Genomic DNA, 20863 nt, shown 5'->3' with positions numbered 1-20863 from the left:
ACGCTCCCGAAACTCGCAGACGCTCCCGAAATTTCGGGAGCGTTTGCGAGTGTCGGGAGCGTTTGTGTGGAGAGCGGCGGGTGGCGCGAAAGCGGGGACGGTTCTCGTTTCGCGCCACTTCCATGGCGACTCCGCGCGGTAGGTCGGGACGCGAGGACTGCGCGGCGGACGCGGACGCTGCGGCACTAGGCTGTGCGCGTGCAGAGCGACCCTGAACTCGAGCGGCTCCGCGGCTCCATCGACAACCTGGACGCGGCGATCATCTGCCTGCTTGCCGAGCGGTTCAAGATCACCCAGCAGGTCGGCGTCCTCAAGCGCGACCGCGGGCTGGCCGCGGCCGACCCGGAGCGCGAGGTGCAGCAGATCGAACGGCTGCGTGACCTCGCCCAGCGCGCGCACCTCGACCCCGAGTTCGCCGAGAAGTGGCTGACCTTCGTCGTCGCGGAGGTCGTCCGCCACCACGAGGCGATCGCCGCCGACTGATCGGCGGGTCGTGGCCCGCGTCTCGTCCACCACAAAGTGGACGGATCGTCGCGAGTACGCCGCAGAACCGCCCACCTTGAGACGGCCCGCGTCCCCGTCCACCACAAAGTGGACGGATCGTCGCGAGTACGCCGCAGAAGCGTCCACCTTGAGACGGCCCGCGTCCCGTCCACCACAAAGTGGACGCATCGTCGCGACTACGCCGCAGAACCGTCCACCTTGAGACCGCCCGCGTCCCCAGCCACCACCGACTAACGGCTGGCGCCAGCGACCAGCCAACCGTCGCCGCGGACGCGGTACCACAGGAAGGCCCAGCGGATCGCCATGAAGGCGGTGAACACCACCCACAGCACCGCGACGGCGAGCGGTGCGCCCTGAGCGGCCAGCCACGGCGTGAACCAGCGCACGGCGAGGACCAGCGGCAGGTAGGCCGCGAGCGTCGCAGCCATCGCGCCGGCCAGCCAGCGTCCATCGCCCGCCCCGATCAGCACCCCGTCCGCGACGAACACCAGGCCGGAGAGCCAGCTGGTCAGCCCGATCACGACCAACGCCGCGCCGAGCGCCTCCCGGACGCCGGGATCGGCGGTGAACAGCGCGGGGAGCACTCCATGGACGGCGACCAGCAGCGCACCGAGCACCACTCCTGCCCATACTCCCCAGCGAAGCATGGTGGACGTCGCGCTGCGGACGGCCGCCACGTCGCCGGCGCCCAACGCCTTGCCCGTGATCGCCTGGCCGGCGATCGCGAGCGCGTCCAGCACGAAGGCGAGGAACGACCAGATCGTGCCGGCCACCTGGTGCGCGGCCAGCGGGACGTCGCCCAGGCCGGCAGCCACCCACGTCGTCACCAGCAGGATCGCCCGCAGCGCGAGCGTCCGCACGAGCAGGGGGACGCCGGTCGTGGCTGCCCGCAGGACGCGTCCGGGCTCGGGACGCAGCGGAGCGCGCCCGGCCAGCGCCCTGCGGACGACGACCGCGACGAGCCCCACGCCCATCCCAGTCTGGGCGATCACCGTGCCCCACGCCGAGCCGGCGATCCCCCAGCCCAGGCCGAGGACGAGGAGCAGGTTGAGGGCGATGTTCGCCCCGAACCCGAGGACGGAGGCGACCAGGGGCGTCCGGGTGTCCTGGAAGCCGCGCAGCGCGCCGGTCGCGGCGAGGACGGCCAACATCGCGGGGATCCCCCCGGCGGAGATGCGCAGATACGTGGCGGCGAACCCGACGGCCTCCGGCGACGCGCCGAACACCCCGCACAGCGGCTCGGCGGCGAACCCCACCACGAGCGCGGTCGCAACGCCGAGCAGGAGGGCGAGCCAGATCCCGTCCAGCCCGGACGCGAGCGCGGCCCGCTCGTCGCCCGCCCCGACCTGCCGGGCCACGACCGAGGTGGTGCCGTAGGCGAGGAACACGAAGACGCCGGCGGCGGTGACGAGGATCGAGCTCGCCACGCCGAGTCCGGCCAGCTGGGCGGTGCCGAGGTGCCCGACGATCGCGGTGTCGGCCAGCAGGAACAGCGGCTCCGCCACCAGCGCGAGGAAGGCCGGTACGGCGAGGGCGAGGATCTCCCTGCTCTGGCTGCCCGGCGTGCGCACCCCGCCACGGTAGAGGACGTGGACGGCGCCCCGGGCGCGTCCCGCCATCACGGGAGCGGTCCTCGAGAGGTCGGTCCCGTCACCCCGGGTGCCGGACCGAGATCCCGGGTCAAGCCCGGGATGACAAGAAGGCACCTGTCATGCCGGGCTCGACCCGGCATCTCACCACGGACTCGACCGCACCCACACCTCCCCCGGGACGCGGGGGCGCGCCGCCCTAGACTGGGCGGCGACCACCCACCACAGGAGCCCGCCATGACCGTCAGCCCGGCGTCGGCGCTCCGTTCGGGGTGGGTGTGGCTCGGGTTCGTCGGGACCGTCGCGGTCGCGTGGGGCAGCTGCCACCCCGAGTTCTCGTTCTCGCCGGACGGGTGGCCCGCGGCCTGGGTGAACGCCGTCGGGCTGACCGCGCCGCTGCCGTGGAACCGCGTCCTCCTCGTCGCCGGGGTGGTCGCCCTCGCCGTGTCGTGGTGGCGGATCCGGCCGACCCGCACCCGCCAGCCCGTCCGCGCCGGCACCACGCTGGCGCTGTGGGCACTGCCGCTCCTCGTCGTACCGCCCGTGCTCAGCCCCGACGCCGTCCTGTACGCCGACCTCGGCTGGACGCTGTCCACCGGCGCCAACCCCTACCACGTCGGGCTCGCCACCTCCGGCGGCCCGTTCGCCCCCTTCGTCGACCCGCTCTGGGCGGGCAGCGGCGTCGCGTACCCGCCGCTCACCCTCCGGCTCAACGAACTCGTCGTCACCGCCACCGGCGCGCAGGCCTACTGGTCCGTGGTGGCGATGCGGATCCCCGCCCTGCTCGCCGTGGCCGCCATGCTGCTCCTCGTCCCGCGTATCGCGTCCCTGCTCGGGCTGCCGCGCCGCGGCGCCGTCTGGCTGGGCGTCCTCAATCCCCTGCTCGTCCTGCACTTCATCGGCGCGGCCCACAACGACGCCCCGATGGTCGCCGCCTCTCTCGCCGCCATCTGGGTCGCACTCCGCTGGCGCACGACCTGGGCGGCGTTCGCCCTCGCCCCCCTGCTCGTCGCCGTGGCGATGGCGTTCAAGCAGCAGGGCGGGCTGACCGTGATCGCCGTCGCCGGTCTCCCTGTCGCGGCAACCCTCGCCCGGCTCCCGCTGGCCCGCCGGCTGTGGCTGCTCGGGTGGCGCACCGCCGTGGTCACGGCCGTCGCGCTGGGCGGCTTCGTCGCGATCAGCATCGCGTCCGGCCTGGGCTTCGGCTGGACGGAGTGGCTCGACCTGATGGGCCTGGCCGGGACGCCGGCACCGCTCGCCCTGCTCTCCAAGGGCGGGGCGATCCTCTGGGCGAACGCCGGCGGCTCGTACACGGGGTTCCTGATCGTCGCGGGACGCGTAGGCACCGTCATCCTGCTCCTCGTCCTCGCCTGGATCGGCGTCCGCTTCTCCGACCGTCCGCTCAGCCTCGTCGCCTGGGGTTCGCTCGCCATCGCCGTCCTCGGCCAGGCCCTGCACCCCTGGTACCTGCCGTGGAGCCTCGCGCTGCTCGGCCTCGTCCCGCTGACCCGCCGCCAGCGCTACTGGGTGTTCGGTTTCGCCGTCGCCTTCTGCGTCTGGAACGCCCTCCAGACGGCGATCTGGCACGGACAGACGTGATCCCCGCCTTGTCCGCGGGTGGCAGGATCGCCACATGCGCGTAGCGATCGGAGGAAGTTCGGGCCTGCTCGGCACCGCGCTGTCACGCCGGTTGGTGGCGGGCGGCCACGAGGTGGTCCGGCTCGTCCGCGGCGACGTCACCGGCTCCGGCCAGCGCCGCTGGGACCCGGACGCCGGACGCATCGACGGCCCCGGCCTGGACGACGTGGACGCGGTCGTGAACCTCTCCGGTGCCCCGATCGCGGGCGCTCGCTGGACGAAGGACCGCAAGGTCGAGATCCGCCGCTCCCGGATCACGTCCACCCTGACGATCGTCACGTCGCTGGCGCCGGGCGGACGCTGCCAGCGTCTGCTGAACGCGTCCGCGATCGGCTACTACGGCAACACGGGCACCGAGATCGTCGACGAGTCCATGCCGGTCGGACGCGGCTTCCTGGCCGAGGTCGTCGCCGACTGGGAGGCCGCCGCCGCCCACTCGCCGGTCCCGACGGCGGTGCTGCGGACCGGGCACGTGCTGGCCAGGGAGGGGGGCTACCTCGCCCTGCAGTGGCCGATCTTCGCCCTCGGCCTCGGTGGGCGGGTGGGAAACGGCCGCCAGTTCCTGTCCTGGATCAGCCTCGCCGACCACGTCCGCGCGATGGAGTTCCTGCTCGCGTCCGACCTCACCGGCCCCGTGAACCTGGTCGGCCCGAACCCGGTGAGCAACGCCGAGTTCACCCGTGCCTTCGGACGCCACCTGCACCGGCCCACGCCGATGCCGCTCCCCCTGACCGCCGTCGGAGCGATCTTCGGGCGCGAGTTCGTCACCGACGCGCTCCTGGCCAGCCAGCGCATCCGCCCGGCCCGGCTGCTGGACGCCGGCTTCGAGTTCGAGCACCCGCGGGTCACCAAGGCGCTCGCCGCGCTCGGCTGACCGCGGCCGGGGAGACGTCGCGGCCGGGATAGAATGTCCACTCCACCGTGCTGACGACGATTGGGGACCTGTTGACCCTCCCGCTCACTCCGTCGGGCGTCCCGGAGCCCTTCGCTCCGCTCGGCCTCACCTTCGACGACGTGCTGCTCCAGCCCAACGAGAGCGACGTGATCCCGTCCGCGGCCGACACCACCACCCGGATCAGCAAGCGGATCGAGTTGCGGCTCCCGCTGGTGAGCGCGGCGATGGACACCGTCACCGAGTCCCGAATGGCGATCGCCATGGCCCGCGAGGGCGGGATGGGCATCCTGCACCGCAACATGTCCGCCGAGGACCAGGCCAGCCAGGTCGACCGGGTGAAGCGGTCCGAGGCCGGAATGGTCGACCAGCCGATCACCACCACCCTGGACGCGACGATCGGCGAGGTCGACGAGCTGTGCGGCCACTTCCGGATCTCCGGGGTGCCCGTCGTGGACTCCGACCTCAAGCTGCTCGGCATCGTGACCAACCGCGACATGCGCTTCGAGGACGACCCGAACCGTCCGGTCGGCGAGGTGATGACCCCGATGCCGCTGGTCACCGGCTGGCCGGGGATCAGCGCGGAGGAGGCCCTCCAGCTGCTCGCGAAGCACAAGATCGAGAAGCTGCCGCTCGTCGACGGGGACGGCCGGCTGCGCGGCCTGATCACGCTGAAGGACTACGTGAAGTCCGACAAGTACCCGCTGGCCAGCAAGGACCCGCAGGGACGCCTGCGCGTCGGCGCGGCGATCGGCTTCTTCGGGGACGCGTGGGAGCGCGCGATGATGCTCGTGGACGCGGGGGTGGACGCGATCATCGTGGACACCGCGCACGGCCACTCCCAGGGCGTGCTCGACATGATCCGCAGGCTGAAGGCCGAGCCGGCCGCCGCGGAGGTCGACATCATCGGCGGGAACATCGCCACCTACGCCGGCGCGAAGGCGCTGGTTGAGGCCGGCGTGGACGGGGTGAAGGTCGGCGTCGGGCCCGGCTCGATCTGCACGACCCGCGTGGTCGCCGGCGTCGGCGTCCCCCAGGTCACCGCGATCTGGGAGGCCGCCCAGGCCTGCCGCCCTGCCGGCGTCCCCGTGATCGGTGACGGCGGCCTGCAGTACTCCGGTGACATCGCCAAGGCGCTCGTCGCCGGCGCCGACACCGTGATGCTCGGCTCACTGCTCGCCGGCTGCGAGGAGAGCCCCGGCGAACTGGTGTTCATCAACGGCAAGCAGTACAAGTCGTACCGCGGCATGGGGTCGCTGGGCGCGATGGCCGCCCGCGGCCGCAAGGCGTCCTACTCCAAGGACCGCTACTTCCAGGGCGACGTGACCAGCGACGACAAGCTCGTGCCCGAGGGCATCGAGGGCCAGGTCGCCTACCGCGGCCCGCTCGCCGCCGTCGCGTACCAGCTCGTCGGAGGCCTGCGGCAGTCGATGTTCTACACCGGCGCGGGCACCATCGACGAGCTGCACGCCAAGGGCCGCTTCGTCCGGATCACCGCCGCAGGCCTGAGGGAGTCGCACCCGCACGACATCCAGATGACCATCGAGGCCCCCAACTACACCGCGCACTCCTGAGCAAGGGAGCTCAACCACCATGATCGAGATCGGCCGTTCCAAGCGTGCCCTGCCCGTCTACGGGTTCGACGACATCGCCATCGTCCCGACCCGGCGCACCCGCGGCATCGAGGAGGTGAACCTCGCCTGGAAGATCGACGCCCTCACCTTCGACTTCCCGATCGTCGCCGCACCGATGGACTCCGTGATGTCGCCGGTCACCGCGATCGCGATGGGGAAGCTCGGCGGCCTGGGCGTGCTGAACCTCGAGGGGCTGTGGACGCGCTACGCCGAGCCCGAGCCGCTGCTGGAGGAGCTCGCCGCGATCGAGGACCAGGTCGCGGCCACCCGGCGCATGCAGGAGATCTACGCCGAGCCGATCAAGGCCGAACTGATCACCGAGCGGATGCGGGAGATCAGGGAAGCGGGCGTCCCGGTGGCCGGCTCGCTGTCCCCGCAGACCTGCGCGGAGTACGCGAGCGTGGTCGAGAAGGCCGGTGTCGACTTCTTCGTGATCCGCGGCACCACCGTCTCGGCCGAGCACGTCTCGACCGTGTCCGAGCCGCTCAACCTGAAGAAGTTCATCTACGAGCTGGACGTCCCCGTGATCGTGGGCGGCTGCGCGACCTACCAGTCCTCGCTGCACCTGATGCGCACCGGCGCGGCCGGCGTCCTGGTCGGCTTCGGCGGCGGGGCGACCAAGCGCACCCGCAACGTGCTGGGCGTCGAGGTGCCGATGGCCTCCGCGCTGGCCGACGTCGCCGAGGCGCGCCGGGACTACCTCGACGAGTCGGGCGGCCGCTACGTGCACGTGATCGCCGACGGCGCGCTCGGTCGCTCCGGCGACATCGCCAAGGCGATCGCCTGCGGCGCGGACGCGGTGATGGTCGGCACCCCGCTGGCGAGGGCCACCGAGGCGCCCGGCCACGGCTACCACTGGGGCCCTGAGGCATGGCACGCCACGCTCCCGCGCGGTGAGCGGGTGAAATTCGGGGCCGTGGGCAGCTTCGAGGAGGTCCTGCTCGGTCCGTCCCACGTCGCCGACGGCACGATGAACCTCGTCGGCGCCCTGCGCAGGGCGCTGGCCACGACCGGGTACTCCGACGTGAAGGAGTTCCAGCGGGTCGAGGTCGTCGTCCACTCCTGACCCCGGACGTTCCCCTCCGCGCCCGGTAGGGTGCAGCTACCACGCGATCACCCCCGGCGAACTGGAGGCGTGCATGCCCCGGAAGCCGAGCGCCCCACCGCTGTGGGACATTGAACTACAGCTGCTGCGGGAAGGATCGGCGGCCTCGTGAAGCTGAAGCTTGAACTCCGCCAGGCGGACGGCGGGTTCCGTGCCGTCGCCATCACCGCCGAGGCCACAGCGACGGTGGCGGACGTCGCAGTCGCGATCAGGGCGGACCAGCTGCACCTGCCCACGCCGGCGGACGCCGGGCTCACCCTCCAGGTGCTGGGAGCCGACGACGGGGGCAAGGGGGTGCTTCCCCCTCGTGCCCTGCTTCCCGAGGCGGGCCTGCGCTCGGGCCAGCGCGTCCGGGTCGTGCAGTGGACGGACGCCGAAGGCGTGCCGCACACCGCGGCGGTCGCCGAACTCCGGGTCGTGCGCGGCCCGGACACGGGCAGGACCTTCCCGCTCTATCCCGGACCCAACGTGGTCGGGCGCCAGAGCGGCTGCGACGTGATGCTGAGCGACCCGCTGGTGTCCCGCAGGCACGCCCGCGTGAACGTCACCGAGGTGGTCGAGGTCATCGACGTCAACTCCGCCAACGGTGTGCTCGTCGACGGCGACGCGGTCGAGGCGCGCGTGCTCGGCCCCCGGGACGTCGCCAGGGTCGGCGACACCGAGTTCACCGTCCGGCTGACCGCGCCGGAGGCACAGGGCAGGGCCGGTTTCGACCCTGACTTCAACCGCTCACCACTGGTCCGCGTCCGCTACGAGGGCCGCACCTTCCAGGCGCCGAAGCCGCCGGGGCGTCCGAACCCCGGCCGGTTCCCGCTGATCGCAATGGCCGCCCCACTGGTGATGGGCGCGGTGCTGTACGCGTTCACCCAGAACCTGCTCAGCATCGTCTTCGTCGCGCTGAGCCCGCTGATCGCGATCGGCACCTGGCTCGACCGCCGCTGGACCGACGGCAAGAGCCGGAAGGCCTCCCGGGAGCGGTTCGGAGAGGACCTCGCCACGCTGTCCGCCGAACTGGACGAGGCGGCCCGCGCCGAGCAGGCCGCCCGGTGCGCGGAGGTGCCCGCCCTCGACGCCGTGCTCGCCGCCGCCGAGGAGCGCAACCCCGACCTGTGGTACCGGCGGCCCGAGTCCGACGACTTCCTCGCCCTCAACCTCGGCTACGGGCGGACCGCGTCCCGCAACCTGTTCACCCTCCCCGAGCGTGGCGAGACCGGCGCGGAGGACTGGGCGGCGCTGGAGGAACTGCGCGCCCGCGCGGAGTTCGTCGACGACGTCCCGATCGTCGCCCACCTGCGGGAGAGCGGGAACCTGGGCGTCGCAGGAGTCCCCGAGTGGCTGGTGCCGGTCGCCCGAACGCTCGTGGCCCAGCTCGCCTGCCTCCACTCCCCCGCCGAGCTCGTGGTCGCGGCGATCGCCGGCTCGGAGAGCTCCGCGCGCTGGGAGTGGCTGATGTGGCTGCCGCACGTCGGCTCCGCCCACTCCCCGCTCCACGGTCCCCACCTCGGGTCCGCCCCCGGCACGGTGCAGGCCCTGGTCACCGGGCTGGAGGAACTCGTCGCCGCTCGCAGGGAGGCGAAGGGATCGGTGCCGGCCGTGGTGCTCCTCGTCGAGGACGACGCCCCCGTCGAGCGCGGCCGCCTGGTCAGCCTGGCCGAGGACGGGCCCGCCGTCGGCGTCCACCTGCTCTGGCTGGCGGATCGGCACGAGCAGCTGCCCGCGGCCTGCCACGCCTACCTCGTCAACGACGACGTCGCCAAGACAACCACCGCGGGCTTCGTGAAGGAGACCCGCACGGCGGCGATCAGCCGCGTCGAGCCGCTGTCGGCAGAACGTGCCGGAGCCCTCGCCCGCCAGCTCGCTCCGGTCCTCGACGCCGGCGCACCCGTGCTCGACCAGTCCAGCATCCCGCGGACGGTGTCGTTCCTCGGGATGGCCGGGAACGCGCTCGCGACGGACGCCGGGGTGACCGTGGAGCGGTGGACGGAGGGCGGCTCGGTCGGCAGCGCCGCCGTCCGGGGCACAGCGAACCTCCGGGCCCTCGTCGGCCACGGCTCGATGGGCGAGCTCTCCCTCGACCTCCGCGCGCAGGGCCCGCACGCCCTCGTCGGGGGCACCAGCGGCGCGGGCAAGTCGGAGTTCCTGCAGACGTGGGTGCTGGCGATGGCAGCCGGCCACAGTCCCCGGCGCGTCACGTTCCTGTTCGTCGACTACAAGGGCGGGTCGGCCTTCGCCGACTGCGTGAACCTTCCGCACAGCGTCGGGCTCGTCACCGACCTCTCCCCGCACCTGGTCCGGCGCGCGCTGACCTCCCTGCGGGCCGAGCTGCGCTACCGCGAGCACCTCCTGAACCAGAAGAACGCCAAGGACCTCGCCTCCCTCGAGCGGACCGGTGACCCCGACTGCCCGCCGTCGCTGGTGATCGTGGTGGACGAGTTCGCCGCACTGGTCACCGAGGTCCCCGAGTTCGTCGACGGCGTCGTGGACGTCGCGCAGCGTGGCCGCTCGCTCGGCCTCCACCTGATCCTGGCCACCCAGCGGCCGGCCGGCGTCATCCGTGGCAACCTGCGGGCGAACACCGCGCTGCGGATCGCCCTGCGGATGGCCGACGAGTCGGACTCGGTCGACGTGATCGACTCCCCGCTCGCCGCGGAGTTCGACCCCCGCGTCCCCGGCCGTGCCGCCGTCCGCACCGGTCCGGGACGGATCTCCCTGTTCCAGACGGGCTACGTGGGCGGGTGGACGTCCACCGAACCCGAGCCGGCGCGGATCGAGATCGAGACCATGGCGTTCGGTGCGGGGATTCCGTGGGAGATCCCGACGGCACGGCCCGCGTCCGCTGTGGCGGAGGAGGGTCCCACCGACATCGCCCGGGTGGTCGCCCGGATCGGCGAGGCGGCCCGGAGGTGCGCCCTGCCCGCGCCCCGCAAGCCGTGGCTTCCCGAGCTGGACACCGCCTACCGGCTGGAGGAGCTGCTGTCCGGGACAGCCGGACGCGCGTCGGGCTTCCCGCTGCTGCTCGGCGTGGCCGACGACCCGCAGCACCAGGCCCAGCACCCGGTCGCCTGGAGCCCGGAGACCGAGGGCAACCTCGCCGTGTTCGGCGTCAGCGGCTCGGGCAAGTCCACCGTGCTCCGTTCCCTGGCCTTCGCCGCCGCCTTCCAGACCCGCGCCGAGCCCACCCACGTCTACGGGCTCGACTTCGGCACGGCGGGACTGTCGATGCTGGAGTCACTGCCGACAGTCGGAGGAATCATCGACGGGGCCGATCGAGAACGGACCGACCGGCTGCTGCGTCGTCTCGTCGAGACGCTCGACGACCGCGCAGCCCGCTTCGCCGCAGCCAGGGCGGGCTCCCTCCAGGAGTACCGCGGCCACGCCGGACGCGGCGACGAGCCGCGGATCCTGGTCCTGCTGGACGGGTTCGCCGCGTTCCGCGACGAGTACGAGACGACCTTCACGTCCTCGGCCACCTACGCCCGGTTCGGACGCCTGCTCACCGAGGGCAGGGGCGTCGGCATCCATGTCGCCATCGCCGCCGAGCGTCCCAACGCCCTCCCGCCCGTCGTGGGTGCGAGCGTGCAGCGTCGGCTGGTGCTGCGCCAGGCCGACGAGAACGCCTACGCCGGCCTGAACGTGCCCAAGGACGTGCTCACGTCCGCGCCCCCCGGCCGCGGGGTCTTCTCCGGCGAGGCCAACGAGGTGCAGGTCGCCGTGCCGGGCGGCTCGGCCACCCCGGCGAACCAGTCCGCCACGATCGACAAGCTGGGCGAGTGGCTGACCGGCCAGGGCGTCCCGCCGGCCCCGCAGGTGGGCCGGCTGCCCGGCCTCGTCCGGCAGTCCGAACTGCCGGACAGCGTGGACGGCCTGCCCGTGCTGGGGCTCGGCGAGGCGGAGCTCGCCCCGGTGAGCTTCCCCGCGCAGGGCGCGTTCCTGATCGCCGGCCTGCCGGGTTCCGGCCGCACGACAGCGCTGCGGGCGGTCGCGCACGCGCTGCACCGTTGGCGTCCGCTGCTGCCCCTCTACTACGTCGGCCCGCGGCGCTCGACCGTGCACTCCGAGCCGCTGTGGACTCAGGTGGCGACCGACCAGGACGCGATCGCGGCGCTGGCTGCCACCCTGAAGCCCCTGGTCGCCGTTCCCGCTGACGGCGAGGTCGAGCCGGGCCTGGTGCTCTTCTTCGAGGGCATCGGGGAGTTCGTGGGGACGCCGGTCGAGACCCCGCTGCTCGACGTCCTGAAAGCGGCCCGCCGCAATGGACACCTCGTCGTCGCCGAGCAGGACACCTCGGCGTGGGGCTCGGGGTGGCCGATCATCTCCGAGGTGCGGAACAGCCGCCACGGCCTGGTCATGCAGCCCGACTCCGCCGACGGCGACATCCTGTTCCGGATGCCGCTGCCGCGGGTCAAGCGCAGCGACTACCCCCCGGGCCGCGGCGTCTACGTCCGCGCAGGCAAGCAGTGGACCGTGCAGGTACCCCTGCCCGACTAGCTCCACCAGCCAGAACCCTGGACACGGTGCACCGTTGTTGACCGAACTCGGGCAGAAACGGTGCACGACGAGCCCCTACAGCGATCCCTGCTCGGACCACTGCCGGTCGTCCTTCGCCGCCGCGATCCACCGTCCCTGCAGCACGAGGGTGTCGGCCAGGGCCGTGATCGCGTCCCCCGCGTCCAGGTGCGGGGTGGAGAAGGCCACGTGGGCGACGGCGCTGGGACGCGGACCAGGCACGCCGATCCAGTAGTCCACCAGGAGCACGGGGACGTCGCTGCCACCGAGGTCCGGCTCGCCGGCGCGCACCCGGCTGTGCCGCAGCACCTGATCGCCGTCGACCCGGAGCCGGACGAGTTCGTCCGCCTCGCCGGCGTGGGCGAGCAGGCTCCCTGCCACTCCGTCGAGGGGGTCCACCCCGCCGACGCCGGGCCCGAGGTCGTGCCAGTAGGTCACCACGCTCACCGCAGCAGCCGCCTCGCTGGTGCGGGCGACCAGGAACGCGTACTGGCGCCCCCCGGCGGACGCGGCCTGCGCGGTCGAGCGACCCAGCCACTCCCGCATGTCGTGGCGCAGCGCGGCCCCGCGGTCGGAGAGCACCCTGGTCTGGTCCTTCACCAGTTCCTTGATCCGGCCCCGCCGCGACGCCTCGTCCGCGGTCAGGTCGATCGTCGCCCAATGGCCGTCCAGCGGCAGGGCGAACCCGACGACCTCGCCCCCGGGCTCCGCGGCGGGCCCGCTCCCGGGGTCGTCGGCGGGCACGTCGAGGATCGCCCGGAAGAGGTCGGCGGGGAGCTCGAGCGGCCGGGGTCCCGCCGCGTCGAACACGACCCGGGCGAGGTCGGACGCGTGCGCGGAGGCGAACTCGACCAGTGCCGCGCCCGGTCGGACCACGAACAGCCGCTCGTTCATCCCGGTGGGGAAGCGGGCGAAGGCCTCCGCTGACGAGAACACGTGCAAGTCGGGGGCGGCGTCCGCCTCGTCGGCGAATGCGCACGCCTCCAGGCCGCCGCCGGAGAGCAGCGCCGGCACGACCACGACGTCGTGGGCGAGCGCCTCCAGGACGGAGGGCAGGTCATCGGCCGCCAACGCGGCAGCGAGCCGGGGCGAGCCCAGCTCTGGCAGCGGCGCCACCGGGACGGCGCCCCGGAGCACGGCCGCGCGGGCGTCTCCGAGCGAGCCCGTGCCCTCCGGGTCGAGCAGCCGGAAGATGAGGTCGGAGTTGGTCTCCACAGTGCCCCCGACCATGCGGCCGCCCGGGGTCCCCTCCGCAGGTGGCGTCGTGATCAGCGAGGCGGCCGCGCCGGCACCTCCGGGCAGGTCGCCCAGGCCGAGGGCGCGGGCGGGTTCGGTGGCTCGCACCGGGAGCTCCTCTCCGCCGCTCGGGCGGGGCCTCGGGATCACTCCGCCCTGGGCGAGTTCGAGCCGGGGGGCTGCTGGCCGGTGCTCGTGAGCGCGTCCGCCCCCTGCTGGTCGAGGTCGACCCAGTTGTCCGCGACCGTGATCGCGGCGTCCCCCAGGGCGTTCATCGCGTCGACCATCTTCCCGCGGGTGTCGTCCCAGCCATGGGCGAAGTCACGGACGGTGTCGGCGAGACCGGGGTGGCCGACCGCGTCCGCGATCGCGTCGGAGTTGGCGTTGGCGCCGTCGAACTCCGCGGCCACGGACTTGAGGTCGTTCCCCATCGTCCGGATCGCGTCCACCTCGACGATCAGCGTCATGCCTTCTCCCGTCTCATTCGAATCTCGCGTTGGGGCGCAGGTGCCGCAGCCGGTCGATGACCAGAGCGGTCTGCGGCGTCCCCACCGACATTATTCCCCGACCCTCGTCGGTGCGGAGGACGAGGACCACCCGTCCGAACATCGTCGAGACGGCCACCCCCGGCTGGGTCTGGCCGAGGAACGCCCCCGACCCGGGCGCGATGTCGATCACGTCCTCCCAGCGCAGGGCGAGCACCGGCGCGGCATCGGTCCGGCGGGGATCGAACAACCGCAACCCCGGTCTTCCGGCCGCCAGCACGACCTCCCCGCGCGGCGGCCTGGCCACACCCACGTTCTGGAGTTCGGCATCGACCAGGTAGCCACCCAGGACCAGGTCCCACTCGTCACTTGCCAGGACCACACCGATGCAGCGGGCGAAGACCCTGCGGTCCCACAGCCACCACAGCAGGAGGGCGCCGAGCGAGCCGACGACGCCGATCCCCACGACCAGGGGAACCGTCCAGGCCCCCTGGAGGACGCGGACGAGGATGAGCACCAGCGCGCCGACACCGACGACCACTGCGCCCCACGGGGCCGACCTGTTCACGGCGCCGGGTTGGGCGAAGGACTCAGCCGCGGAGCGCGCTGCCCATCTGGTTGTCCATCTCGACGACGGCCTGCGCGTACTGGCTGAGGAACTTGCCCAGCGGCTCCATGTTGTCGGAGACCTGCTTGAGGCCGGTGGACAGCGCCTGGAACTGCTCGGAGTAGGCGCCGGAGGCGACGGCGGTGGTGAAGCCGGAGCCGATCAGCCCGTTCACGGCGTTCTGTGCCTCGGTGATCTTGCCGTCGATCTCGCCCTTAATCGCCACCAGCTGCTTGCCGATGGTGTCCATCTGCTCGGGGGTGTAGCCGTAGGTGTTGGACGACATTGCTGGCGGTCCTTCCGTTGACATCATTGGGGTGGGCCGGGGCCCGGTGCCTCGCAGGCTAGCACAGCGATTTTCGGGGTCCCGGAGAGTGGCGGGCGGTAGTGTTCGCCGCATGCGGGTCCTGCGGGCGCTCACCTACGACATCGTCCTGGTCTTCCTGTTCGCCGCCATCGGGCGGTTGAGCCACGGCGAGGACCTGTCGATGCTCGGCGCGACCGCCTGGCCCTTCGTGATGGCCGCGACCGTCGGTTCGCTGGTCGCGACGTGGCGCGAGGGCCGTTGGTGGGTGCAGGGCCTGACGGTGTGGGCGATCACCGTCGCGGGCGGCACCCTGCTCCGGTTCGTGAGCGGCGCCGGCGTGCAGCCGGGGTTCGTGGTCGTCACCGCACTCACGCTTGCGCTCTTCCTGATCGGCTGGCGGGCGGTGCTGCGCACCCAGCTCACGGACTCCGCGGAGGGCACGCCCTAGGCTGGTGGCGTGACGCTACAGCTCTCCTCCCCCGCCCTGCCGAGCCTCGACGGTGCCGACGTCGTGGTGCCCGCACCGGATTCCGGGCCGGGGAACTGGGCCGGGGCGCCGGCCGCGATCCTCGTGGACGGCACCTTCTGGCTGGCCTACCGGGTGCGCCGTCCACTGACGTCCGGACGCGGCGTCACCACGGTGGTCGCCCGATCGAGAGACGGTGTGGCCTTCGAGACGGTGTGCGAGCTGCACAGGGAGAGCTTCGGCGCCGACTCGTTCGAACGGCCCGCCCTGGCCCACCTCGCCGACGGGCGGTGGCGGATCTACGTGTCCTGCGCGACACCCGGCTCGAAGCACTGGTGGGTGGAAGCGATCGACGCAGCCACCCCGGAGGGCTTCGCCGAAGGGACGCGGACGGTCGTCCTGCCCGGGAGCGACGAGGTGGGTGTCAAGGACCCGGTGGTGGTCAGGGACGGGGACGCGTGGCACCTGTGGCTGTGCTGCCATCCGCTGGACACGCCGGGTGCGGAGGACCGGATGACGACCCGCTACCTGACCAGCGACGACGGCCTCGCCTGGACGGACCGCGGCGTGGCCCTCGCGCCGGAAGGTGAGGGCTGGGACGCCCGGGGCACCAGGGTGACGACCGCGTTGTCGCTGAACCCTGTGCAGGTGCTGTACGACGGCCGTCCGGATGCGGCGAGCAACTGGTTCGAGCGGACGGGCCTGGCCGAGGCGTCCGCCCCCGGCGACGTCCGGCTGCACCCGATGGGCGATGGCCCAGTGGCGACGTCCCCCGCGTCCGACGGCGCGCTCCGCTACGCCGCAGCCGTCCCCCTCCCCGACGGCTCGACCCGCTTCTACTTCGAGGCCGCCCGCCCCGACGGCGCCCACGACCTCCTGACGTCCCTCGCCCACTGAGGACCTCGGCGGGCCGGGCCCGGCGGCCCTTCGTGACGCTCGCTGCGCTCGCTCCTCAGGGACCGTTCACCCCCACACGCACCTGACCGCACGTCAGCGAGCGCGGGCGGCGAAGGAGCCGGCGCTCTGGTCGCGGCGCCAGTCGCTGAAGTCCTTGCCGGTGAGCTGCTCGAGCAGGCCGATGTCGTCGGAGAACTGCTCGACCAGACGAGAACGGTCGGACGGGTCGAGGTGGGGACGTGTGGCCGCGCCCCGGGCCTGGCGCAGCCCGATCAACGGTGCGCTGGCCCGCCTCCACACCTGGGGCGGGAAGAAGGCGCCGAGCGCCGCGCCGGCGCGCACCGTCCGCGCCCACACCGTTGTCGCCGGACCGGGCGCGACGTACGGGCGGGAGTTGTCCGAGGGGATGCCCGCCACCACGCCCTGCGTCAGACCGAGGAACGCGCACACCCGGTCCAGCGTGATCGCCGGCTCCCTGACCAGCTCCGCGTACCGCAGGACGAAGACGCGCTCAGGGTCGACGTGCCGGTACAGGTCCTCGAGCTGGCGTCCGTAGAGGCCCAGTCGTCGGTAGTGCCAGAAGGGCGCCCACCCCGCCCGGACCCGTTCATCCTCCTTCGCGAAGGCGGCCAGGAAGTCGGCCTCGGGCTCCAACCCGTCCGACCACAGGTGCATCCAGTTGGAGTACGCGCGGTCGACCGGGTCGCGGACGACGACGATCAGCCGGGCCTCGGGCAGTTCCTCCGCGATCCGCAGCCGCGCGTTGCGCAGGTACAGGTAGAAGGGGGTCGACTCGATCCGCACCTGGTCGTCCCGGGCGGGCTCGAAGAGGCGCTCGTAGTCCTCGCGGCGCCAGATCCACTCGCGCTGGCTGTGCGCGTCCCCCGGGCCGCAATAGGCCGGGGGCGGCGCGTCGGCACAGAGGTAGTACTTGGGCTCCTTGGGACGCGAGGAGAACACGTCCGGGTGCAGCGCCAGCGCGGCATGGAGCGCGCTGGTGCCGGCCTTCGGAGCCCCGATCAGCAGGGCGTCGGGGCGGGGTGGGCGTCGGTTCGCCATGCGCCGATGCTAGGACCAGCGAACCCGTCCATTCCTACTATCTCAGTATGAATTCGCAAGAGACGCCGGACAGGCCAGGCCCTCAGGCCTCAGGGCTCAGGCCTTCTCGCAGGCGATGCCGTCCTTGTCGCGGTCGAGGCCCTTGTTGTGCTTCATCGCCTTCTTGTACAGCGCCGTGCTGTGCTTGAAGTTCGTCACCGGGGTGCCGCTGGTCTTGTCCTTGGCCCCCTTCTTCCCGACACCGTGCGGGTAGACCTTGTTCAGCTTGGTGCAGTTCTTGAAGGTCGAGGCCTTCACGGCCATTGGCGTCACCACGGTCGTCGTGGCGAGCGTGGGCGCAGCAGCCGCGGCCTCGATCGACGCGGCCGGGACGATGGCGAACGCCGCGACGAAGGCGGCGAGGGCGAGGGGGACGGTGCGGCGCACGGCTACTCCTGGGCTGGGTCTGATTTCCTCAAAAGAGGATATCGCCGGGTTCACCCCGCCGCAGGCACTTCGCCCGGACGCAGGGCGGCCCCCACCCTTCCGGGTGGGGGCCGCCGTGGTCAGGCTCAGCTCAGTGGCTGTGGCCGTGCTCGTCCTCGTCCTCGGCCGGCTTGTCGACCACCGAGGTCTCGGTGGTGAGCAGCAGGGCCGCGATGGACGCCGCGTTGGCCAGCGCCGAGCGGGTGACCTTGACCGGGTCGATGACGCCCGAGCCGACCAGGTCGCCGTACTCGCCGGTCGCCGCGTTGTAGCCGTTGCCCGGCTCCATCTCGGAGACCTTGTGGACGATCACGTAGCCCGGCTCGCCGCCGTTCTCCGCGATCCAGCGCAGCGGCTCGCCGACCGCCTTGGCCACGATGGCCACGCCGGTCTTCTCGTCGCCGGCCAGTCCCAGGCCGTCGGACAGCACGCGGGCGGCGTGGACGAGGGCGGAGCCGCCACCGGCGACGATGCCCTCCTCGATGGCCGCACGGGTCGCGGACACCGCGTCCTCGATCCGGTGCTTCTTCTCCTTGAGCTCCACCTCGGTGGCGGCGCCGACCTTGATCACGCAGACGCCGCCGGCGAGCTTGGCGACCCGCTCCTGCAGCTTCTCGCGGTCCCAGTCCGAATCGGTGCGCTCGATCTCGGCGCGCAGCTGCGCGACGCGACCGGCGACCTCCTCGGCGGAGCCGGCACCCTCGACGATCGTGGTGTTGTCCTTCGTCACCACGATGCGGCGGGCGCGACCCAGCACGTCCAGGCCGACCTGGTCGAGCTTGAGGCCGATCTCGGGGGCCACGACGCGGCCACCGGTGAGGATCGCGATGTCCTCCAGCATGGCCTTGCGACGGTCACCGAAGGCCGGGGCCTTGACCGCGAGCGAGGTGAAGGTGCCCTTGATCTTGTTCACCACGAGGGTGCTCAGGGCCTCGCCGTCCACGTCCTCGGCAACGATGAACAGGGTGCCACCGGCGCCGATGACCTTCTCCAGCAGCGGGAGCAGGTCGTTCATCGAGGAGATCTTGCCCTGGTTGATCAGGATGTAGGGATCCTCGAGGACGGCCTCCATGCGCTCCGGGTCCGTCACGAAGTACGGGGACAGGTAGCCCTTGTCGAACTGCATGCCCTCGGTGAACTCCAGCTCGGTGCCGAAGGTGTTGGACTCGTCGACGGTGATCACGCCGTCCTTGCCGACCTTGTCGAACGCGTCGGCGATCAGGGCGCCGATCTGCTCGTCACGGGCGGAGATGGTGGCGACGTGGGCCATGTCGTCGGTGGTCTCGACGTCGCGGGCGAGCCGCTTGAGCTCGGCCTCGACGGCCTGGACCGCCGCGTCGATGCCCCGCTTGAGGCCGATCGGGCTGGCGCCGGACGCGACCGCGCGCAGGCCCTCGTGGACGAGCGCCTGGGCGAGCACGGTCGCCGTGGTGGTGCCGTCACCGGCCACGTCGTTGGTCTTGGTGGCGACCTCCTTGGCGAGCTGGGCGCCGAGGTTCTCGAACGGGTCCGAGAGCTCGACCTCCTTCGCCACGGTGACGCCGTCGTTGGTGATGGTCGGTGCGCCCCACTTCTTGTCCAGGACGACGTAGCGTCCCTTCGGGCCCAGCGTGACCTTCACGGCGTTGGCGAGGGTGTCGACGCCACGCTCGAGCGAGCGGCGGGCCTCCTCGTCAAACTGGAGGATCTTCGGCATGGATCGGTGTCCTTACTTGGTGACGACGGCGAGGATGTCGCGGGCGTTGAGGAGCAGGTACTCCTGCCCGTCGTACTTGACCTCGGTGCCGCCGTACTTGCTGAAGATGACGACGTCACCCTCGGCGACATCGAGCGGAACGCGGTTGCCGTTGTCGTCGATGCGACCCGGGCCGGTGGCGAGCACCTTGCCCTCCTGCGGCTTCTCCTTGGCGGTGTCGGGGATGACCAGCCCGGAAGCGGTGGTCTGCTCGGCCTCGAGCGGCTGGACCAGGATGCGGTCCTCGAGCGGCTTGATCGTGACTGCCACGTCAAAACCCTTTCGTAGAAGTGGGCGGGTTTCGCCCTGTGTGGTCAGGTTCTGCGCCTCGGCGTCGTCGCGGTGCCACCAGAGGCCTTTCGTTGGCACCCTCGTACTGCGAGTGCTAACTCCGAATCTATCGCGGGCTTAGCACTCGTTCAAGCCGAGTGCCAAGAAGCCCGGCGTGCCACCAGGGCGCGGGCGCCCTCGGCCGTCGGGGTGAGCACCAGCGTGGCGGACGCGGGCCCGCGCGGCTTCAGCCGCCGCCGCAGCACGGCCGGGTCGACGTCCAGCCCGCGCACCTTGATCTCCAGGATCCCGACCCCGGACTCCCGCACCCACGCGCGCAGGGCCCGATCGTCGGCGGGGAGCACGTCCAGGACCTCGAACGTGGTCGCGAACGGGGTTCGGACGGGGCTGTCCGTGAACAGGTAGGCGATGCCGGGACGCGGCGCCCTGGCGTCCAGCCGCTCGGCGAGGACGCCGACGCCACAGGCCCTGATCACCGCGGGGTCGGGTTCGTGGAGGAAGCCGCCGACGTCGCCCACCGGCGGGTCCCGACGCTCCCCCGCGTCCAGCTCGTCGCCGGCGGGGAGCAGCACGGCCGTCCTCGATCCGGGCTCCCATGCGCCCGACCACAGCGAGGCCTCGACGAGGTCGCCACGGTGGCTCACCCAGGTGGCCGCCACGCCGTCCGGGATGAGCGGGGACGGCAGCCCGGGCGCGGCCTTGAGGCAGCCGGTCCGCCCGTCCAGCAGGCCGGTCGCCACGTCCCAGGGCGGGGAGAAGTCGGCGACCCGCCAGGTGCGACCGGACGCCGTGCGCCGGGCCGGGTCGAGGAACACGGCGGCGCCGTCCGCGAGCAGGCCGTCGGCGAGTTCGACGGCGTCGCCGCACAGCACCGTCGGACGCTGACGGTCTCCGAAGCGGAGATCCCGGCCTTCGCCGGGATGACAGGGTGGGGTGGCGCTGTCATCCCGGGCGCCACTTCTGTCATCCCGGGCCCCGCTTCTGTCATCCCGGGCCTGACCCGGGATCTCTCGGGCGCCGACCGCAGCCCGCAGGTTCGCCTCGGCGAACACGGCGGTGGCGGGGTCGGCGTCCACGGCGACCACAGCGATCCCGGCGTCGAGGAAAGCGAGCGAGTCGGCGCCGAGGCCGCAGCCGAGATCGACGACCTCGCGCACGCCCGCGGCGGCGAACCGGGCGGCCCGCCAGCGCGCCACGTCGGCGCGGGTGGCCTGCTCGAGGCCGTCCCTGGTCAGGAACAGCGACGCAGCGCGCTCACCGAACTTGCCCACCGCCCTGCGCCGCAGTTCGACCTGGCCGAGCGCAGCGGCCGCCCGGTCGGCGGGCCAGTGGCGGCGCAGCGCCGTCGCCGCGGCCAGCGAGGAGGGGTCGGCCTGCGCGGCGGCCTCGTCCAGCGCCGGCGCGGCCTCGTCCGAGACCAGCCAGCGTGCGAGTTCGGCGTCCACGG

At 72.5% G+C, this 20863-nt stretch carries 18 protein-coding genes; 8 read left to right on the top strand and 10 right to left on the bottom strand.

What is annotated here, in order from left to right; all coding sequences use genetic code 11:
- Positions 1-198 precede the first annotated feature (198 nt).
- Entirely contained in the window at positions 199-483 is a 285-nt protein-coding gene (locus tag QM779_RS17505) for a chorismate mutase (protein ID WP_428538016.1), read from the top strand.
- A gap of 251 nt (positions 484-734) precedes the next feature.
- Here QM779_RS17505 and QM779_RS17500 read toward each other — a convergent pair whose 3' ends face one another.
- On the bottom strand, positions 735-2123 hold the full coding sequence (locus QM779_RS17500; protein WP_428538013.1) for an MATE family efflux transporter: 1389 nt from the start codon (positions 2121-2123) through the stop codon (positions 735-737).
- Positions 2124-2330: 207 nt separating this feature from the next.
- Here QM779_RS17500 and mptB point away from each other — a divergent pair, with 207 nt between their 5' ends.
- The 5 genes from mptB (at position 2331) to QM779_RS17475 (ending at position 11850) form a co-directional block, all read left to right on the top strand.
- Positions 2331-3692 (top strand): polyprenol phosphomannose-dependent alpha 1,6 mannosyltransferase MptB, encoded by a 1362-nt coding sequence (gene mptB / locus QM779_RS17495; protein WP_428538010.1) that lies wholly within the window; start codon positions 2331-2333, stop codon positions 3690-3692.
- 34 nt (positions 3693-3726) lie between these two features.
- Positions 3727-4605: a TIGR01777 family oxidoreductase gene (locus QM779_RS17490; RefSeq protein WP_428538007.1), complete on the top strand. Its 879-nt coding sequence runs from the start codon at positions 3727-3729 to the stop codon at positions 4603-4605.
- 71 nt (positions 4606-4676) lie between these two features.
- Positions 4677-6197: an IMP dehydrogenase gene (guaB, locus tag QM779_RS17485; RefSeq protein WP_428538501.1), complete on the top strand. Its 1521-nt coding sequence runs from the start codon at positions 4677-4679 to the stop codon at positions 6195-6197.
- 19 nt (positions 6198-6216) lie between these two features.
- The gene (locus tag QM779_RS17480) at positions 6217-7323 is read left to right on the top strand and encodes a GuaB3 family IMP dehydrogenase-related protein (RefSeq protein ID WP_428538004.1); all 1107 of its coding nucleotides are present in this window, start codon (positions 6217-6219) and stop codon (positions 7321-7323) included.
- Between the two features lie 147 nt (positions 7324-7470).
- Positions 7471-11850 (top strand): FtsK/SpoIIIE domain-containing protein, encoded by a 4380-nt coding sequence (locus tag QM779_RS17475; RefSeq protein WP_428538001.1) that lies wholly within the window; start codon positions 7471-7473, stop codon positions 11848-11850.
- Positions 11851-11925: 75 nt separating this feature from the next.
- Here QM779_RS17475 and QM779_RS17470 read toward each other — a convergent pair whose 3' ends face one another.
- Genes QM779_RS17470 through QM779_RS17455 form a run of 4 tightly spaced genes read right to left on the bottom strand, consistent with a single transcriptional unit; the run spans position 11926 to position 14482 of the window.
- Positions 11926-13212 (bottom strand): hypothetical protein, encoded by a 1287-nt coding sequence (locus tag QM779_RS17470; protein WP_428537998.1) that lies wholly within the window; start codon positions 13210-13212, stop codon positions 11926-11928.
- A gap of 38 nt (positions 13213-13250) precedes the next feature.
- Positions 13251-13571: a hypothetical protein gene (locus QM779_RS17465; RefSeq protein WP_428537995.1), complete on the bottom strand. Its 321-nt coding sequence runs from the start codon at positions 13569-13571 to the stop codon at positions 13251-13253.
- Positions 13572-13584: 13 nt separating this feature from the next.
- Complete coding sequence (locus tag QM779_RS17460) at positions 13585-14157, bottom strand: hypothetical protein (protein ID WP_428537992.1); 573 nt, start codon at positions 14155-14157, stop codon at positions 13585-13587.
- A 22-nt stretch (positions 14158-14179) separates the two neighbouring features.
- Positions 14180-14482, bottom strand: coding sequence for a WXG100 family type VII secretion target (locus QM779_RS17455; protein WP_428537989.1), 303 nt, complete (start codon positions 14480-14482; stop codon positions 14180-14182).
- A 112-nt stretch (positions 14483-14594) separates the two neighbouring features.
- Here QM779_RS17455 and QM779_RS17450 point away from each other — a divergent pair, with 112 nt between their 5' ends.
- Together QM779_RS17450 and QM779_RS17445 are read left to right on the top strand one after the other, a co-directional pair.
- Complete coding sequence (locus tag QM779_RS17450; RefSeq protein ID WP_428537986.1) at positions 14595-14951, top strand: DUF3054 domain-containing protein; 357 nt, start codon at positions 14595-14597, stop codon at positions 14949-14951.
- Between the two features lie 9 nt (positions 14952-14960).
- The gene (locus tag QM779_RS17445; RefSeq protein WP_428537983.1) at positions 14961-15866 is read left to right on the top strand and encodes a hypothetical protein; all 906 of its coding nucleotides are present in this window, start codon (positions 14961-14963) and stop codon (positions 15864-15866) included.
- Positions 15867-15959: 93 nt separating this feature from the next.
- Here the strand turns inward: QM779_RS17445 and QM779_RS17440 are convergent, their stop codons facing one another.
- The 5 genes from QM779_RS17440 to QM779_RS17420 all read right to left on the bottom strand — a co-directional run bounded on the left by QM779_RS17440 (position 15960) and on the right by QM779_RS17420 (position 20861).
- Complete coding sequence (locus tag QM779_RS17440) at positions 15960-16925, bottom strand: sulfotransferase family protein (RefSeq protein ID WP_428537980.1); 966 nt, start codon at positions 16923-16925, stop codon at positions 15960-15962.
- A gap of 96 nt (positions 16926-17021) precedes the next feature.
- Positions 17022-17351 (bottom strand): excalibur calcium-binding domain-containing protein, encoded by a 330-nt coding sequence (locus QM779_RS17435; RefSeq protein ID WP_428537977.1) that lies wholly within the window; start codon positions 17349-17351, stop codon positions 17022-17024.
- A 130-nt stretch (positions 17352-17481) separates the two neighbouring features.
- On the bottom strand, positions 17482-19086 hold the full coding sequence (gene groL / locus QM779_RS17430; protein ID WP_428537974.1) for a chaperonin GroEL: 1605 nt from the start codon (positions 19084-19086) through the stop codon (positions 17482-17484).
- A 12-nt stretch (positions 19087-19098) separates the two neighbouring features.
- Positions 19099-19395 (bottom strand): co-chaperone GroES, encoded by a 297-nt coding sequence (gene groES, locus QM779_RS17425; protein ID WP_331543862.1) that lies wholly within the window; start codon positions 19393-19395, stop codon positions 19099-19101.
- Positions 19396-19544: 149 nt separating this feature from the next.
- The gene (locus QM779_RS17420; protein ID WP_428537970.1) at positions 19545-20861 is read right to left on the bottom strand and encodes a THUMP-like domain-containing protein; all 1317 of its coding nucleotides are present in this window, start codon (positions 20859-20861) and stop codon (positions 19545-19547) included.
- Between the last annotated feature and the right edge of the window lie 2 nt (positions 20862-20863).

The sequence above is a fragment of the Propionicimonas sp. genome, assembly GCF_049840635.1.
Taxonomy (GTDB): domain Bacteria; phylum Actinomycetota; class Actinomycetes; order Propionibacteriales; family Propionibacteriaceae; genus Propionicimonas.
The sequence above is the reverse complement of the archived record's forward strand: the minus strand, read 5'-3'. Positions and strand labels throughout refer to the sequence as shown.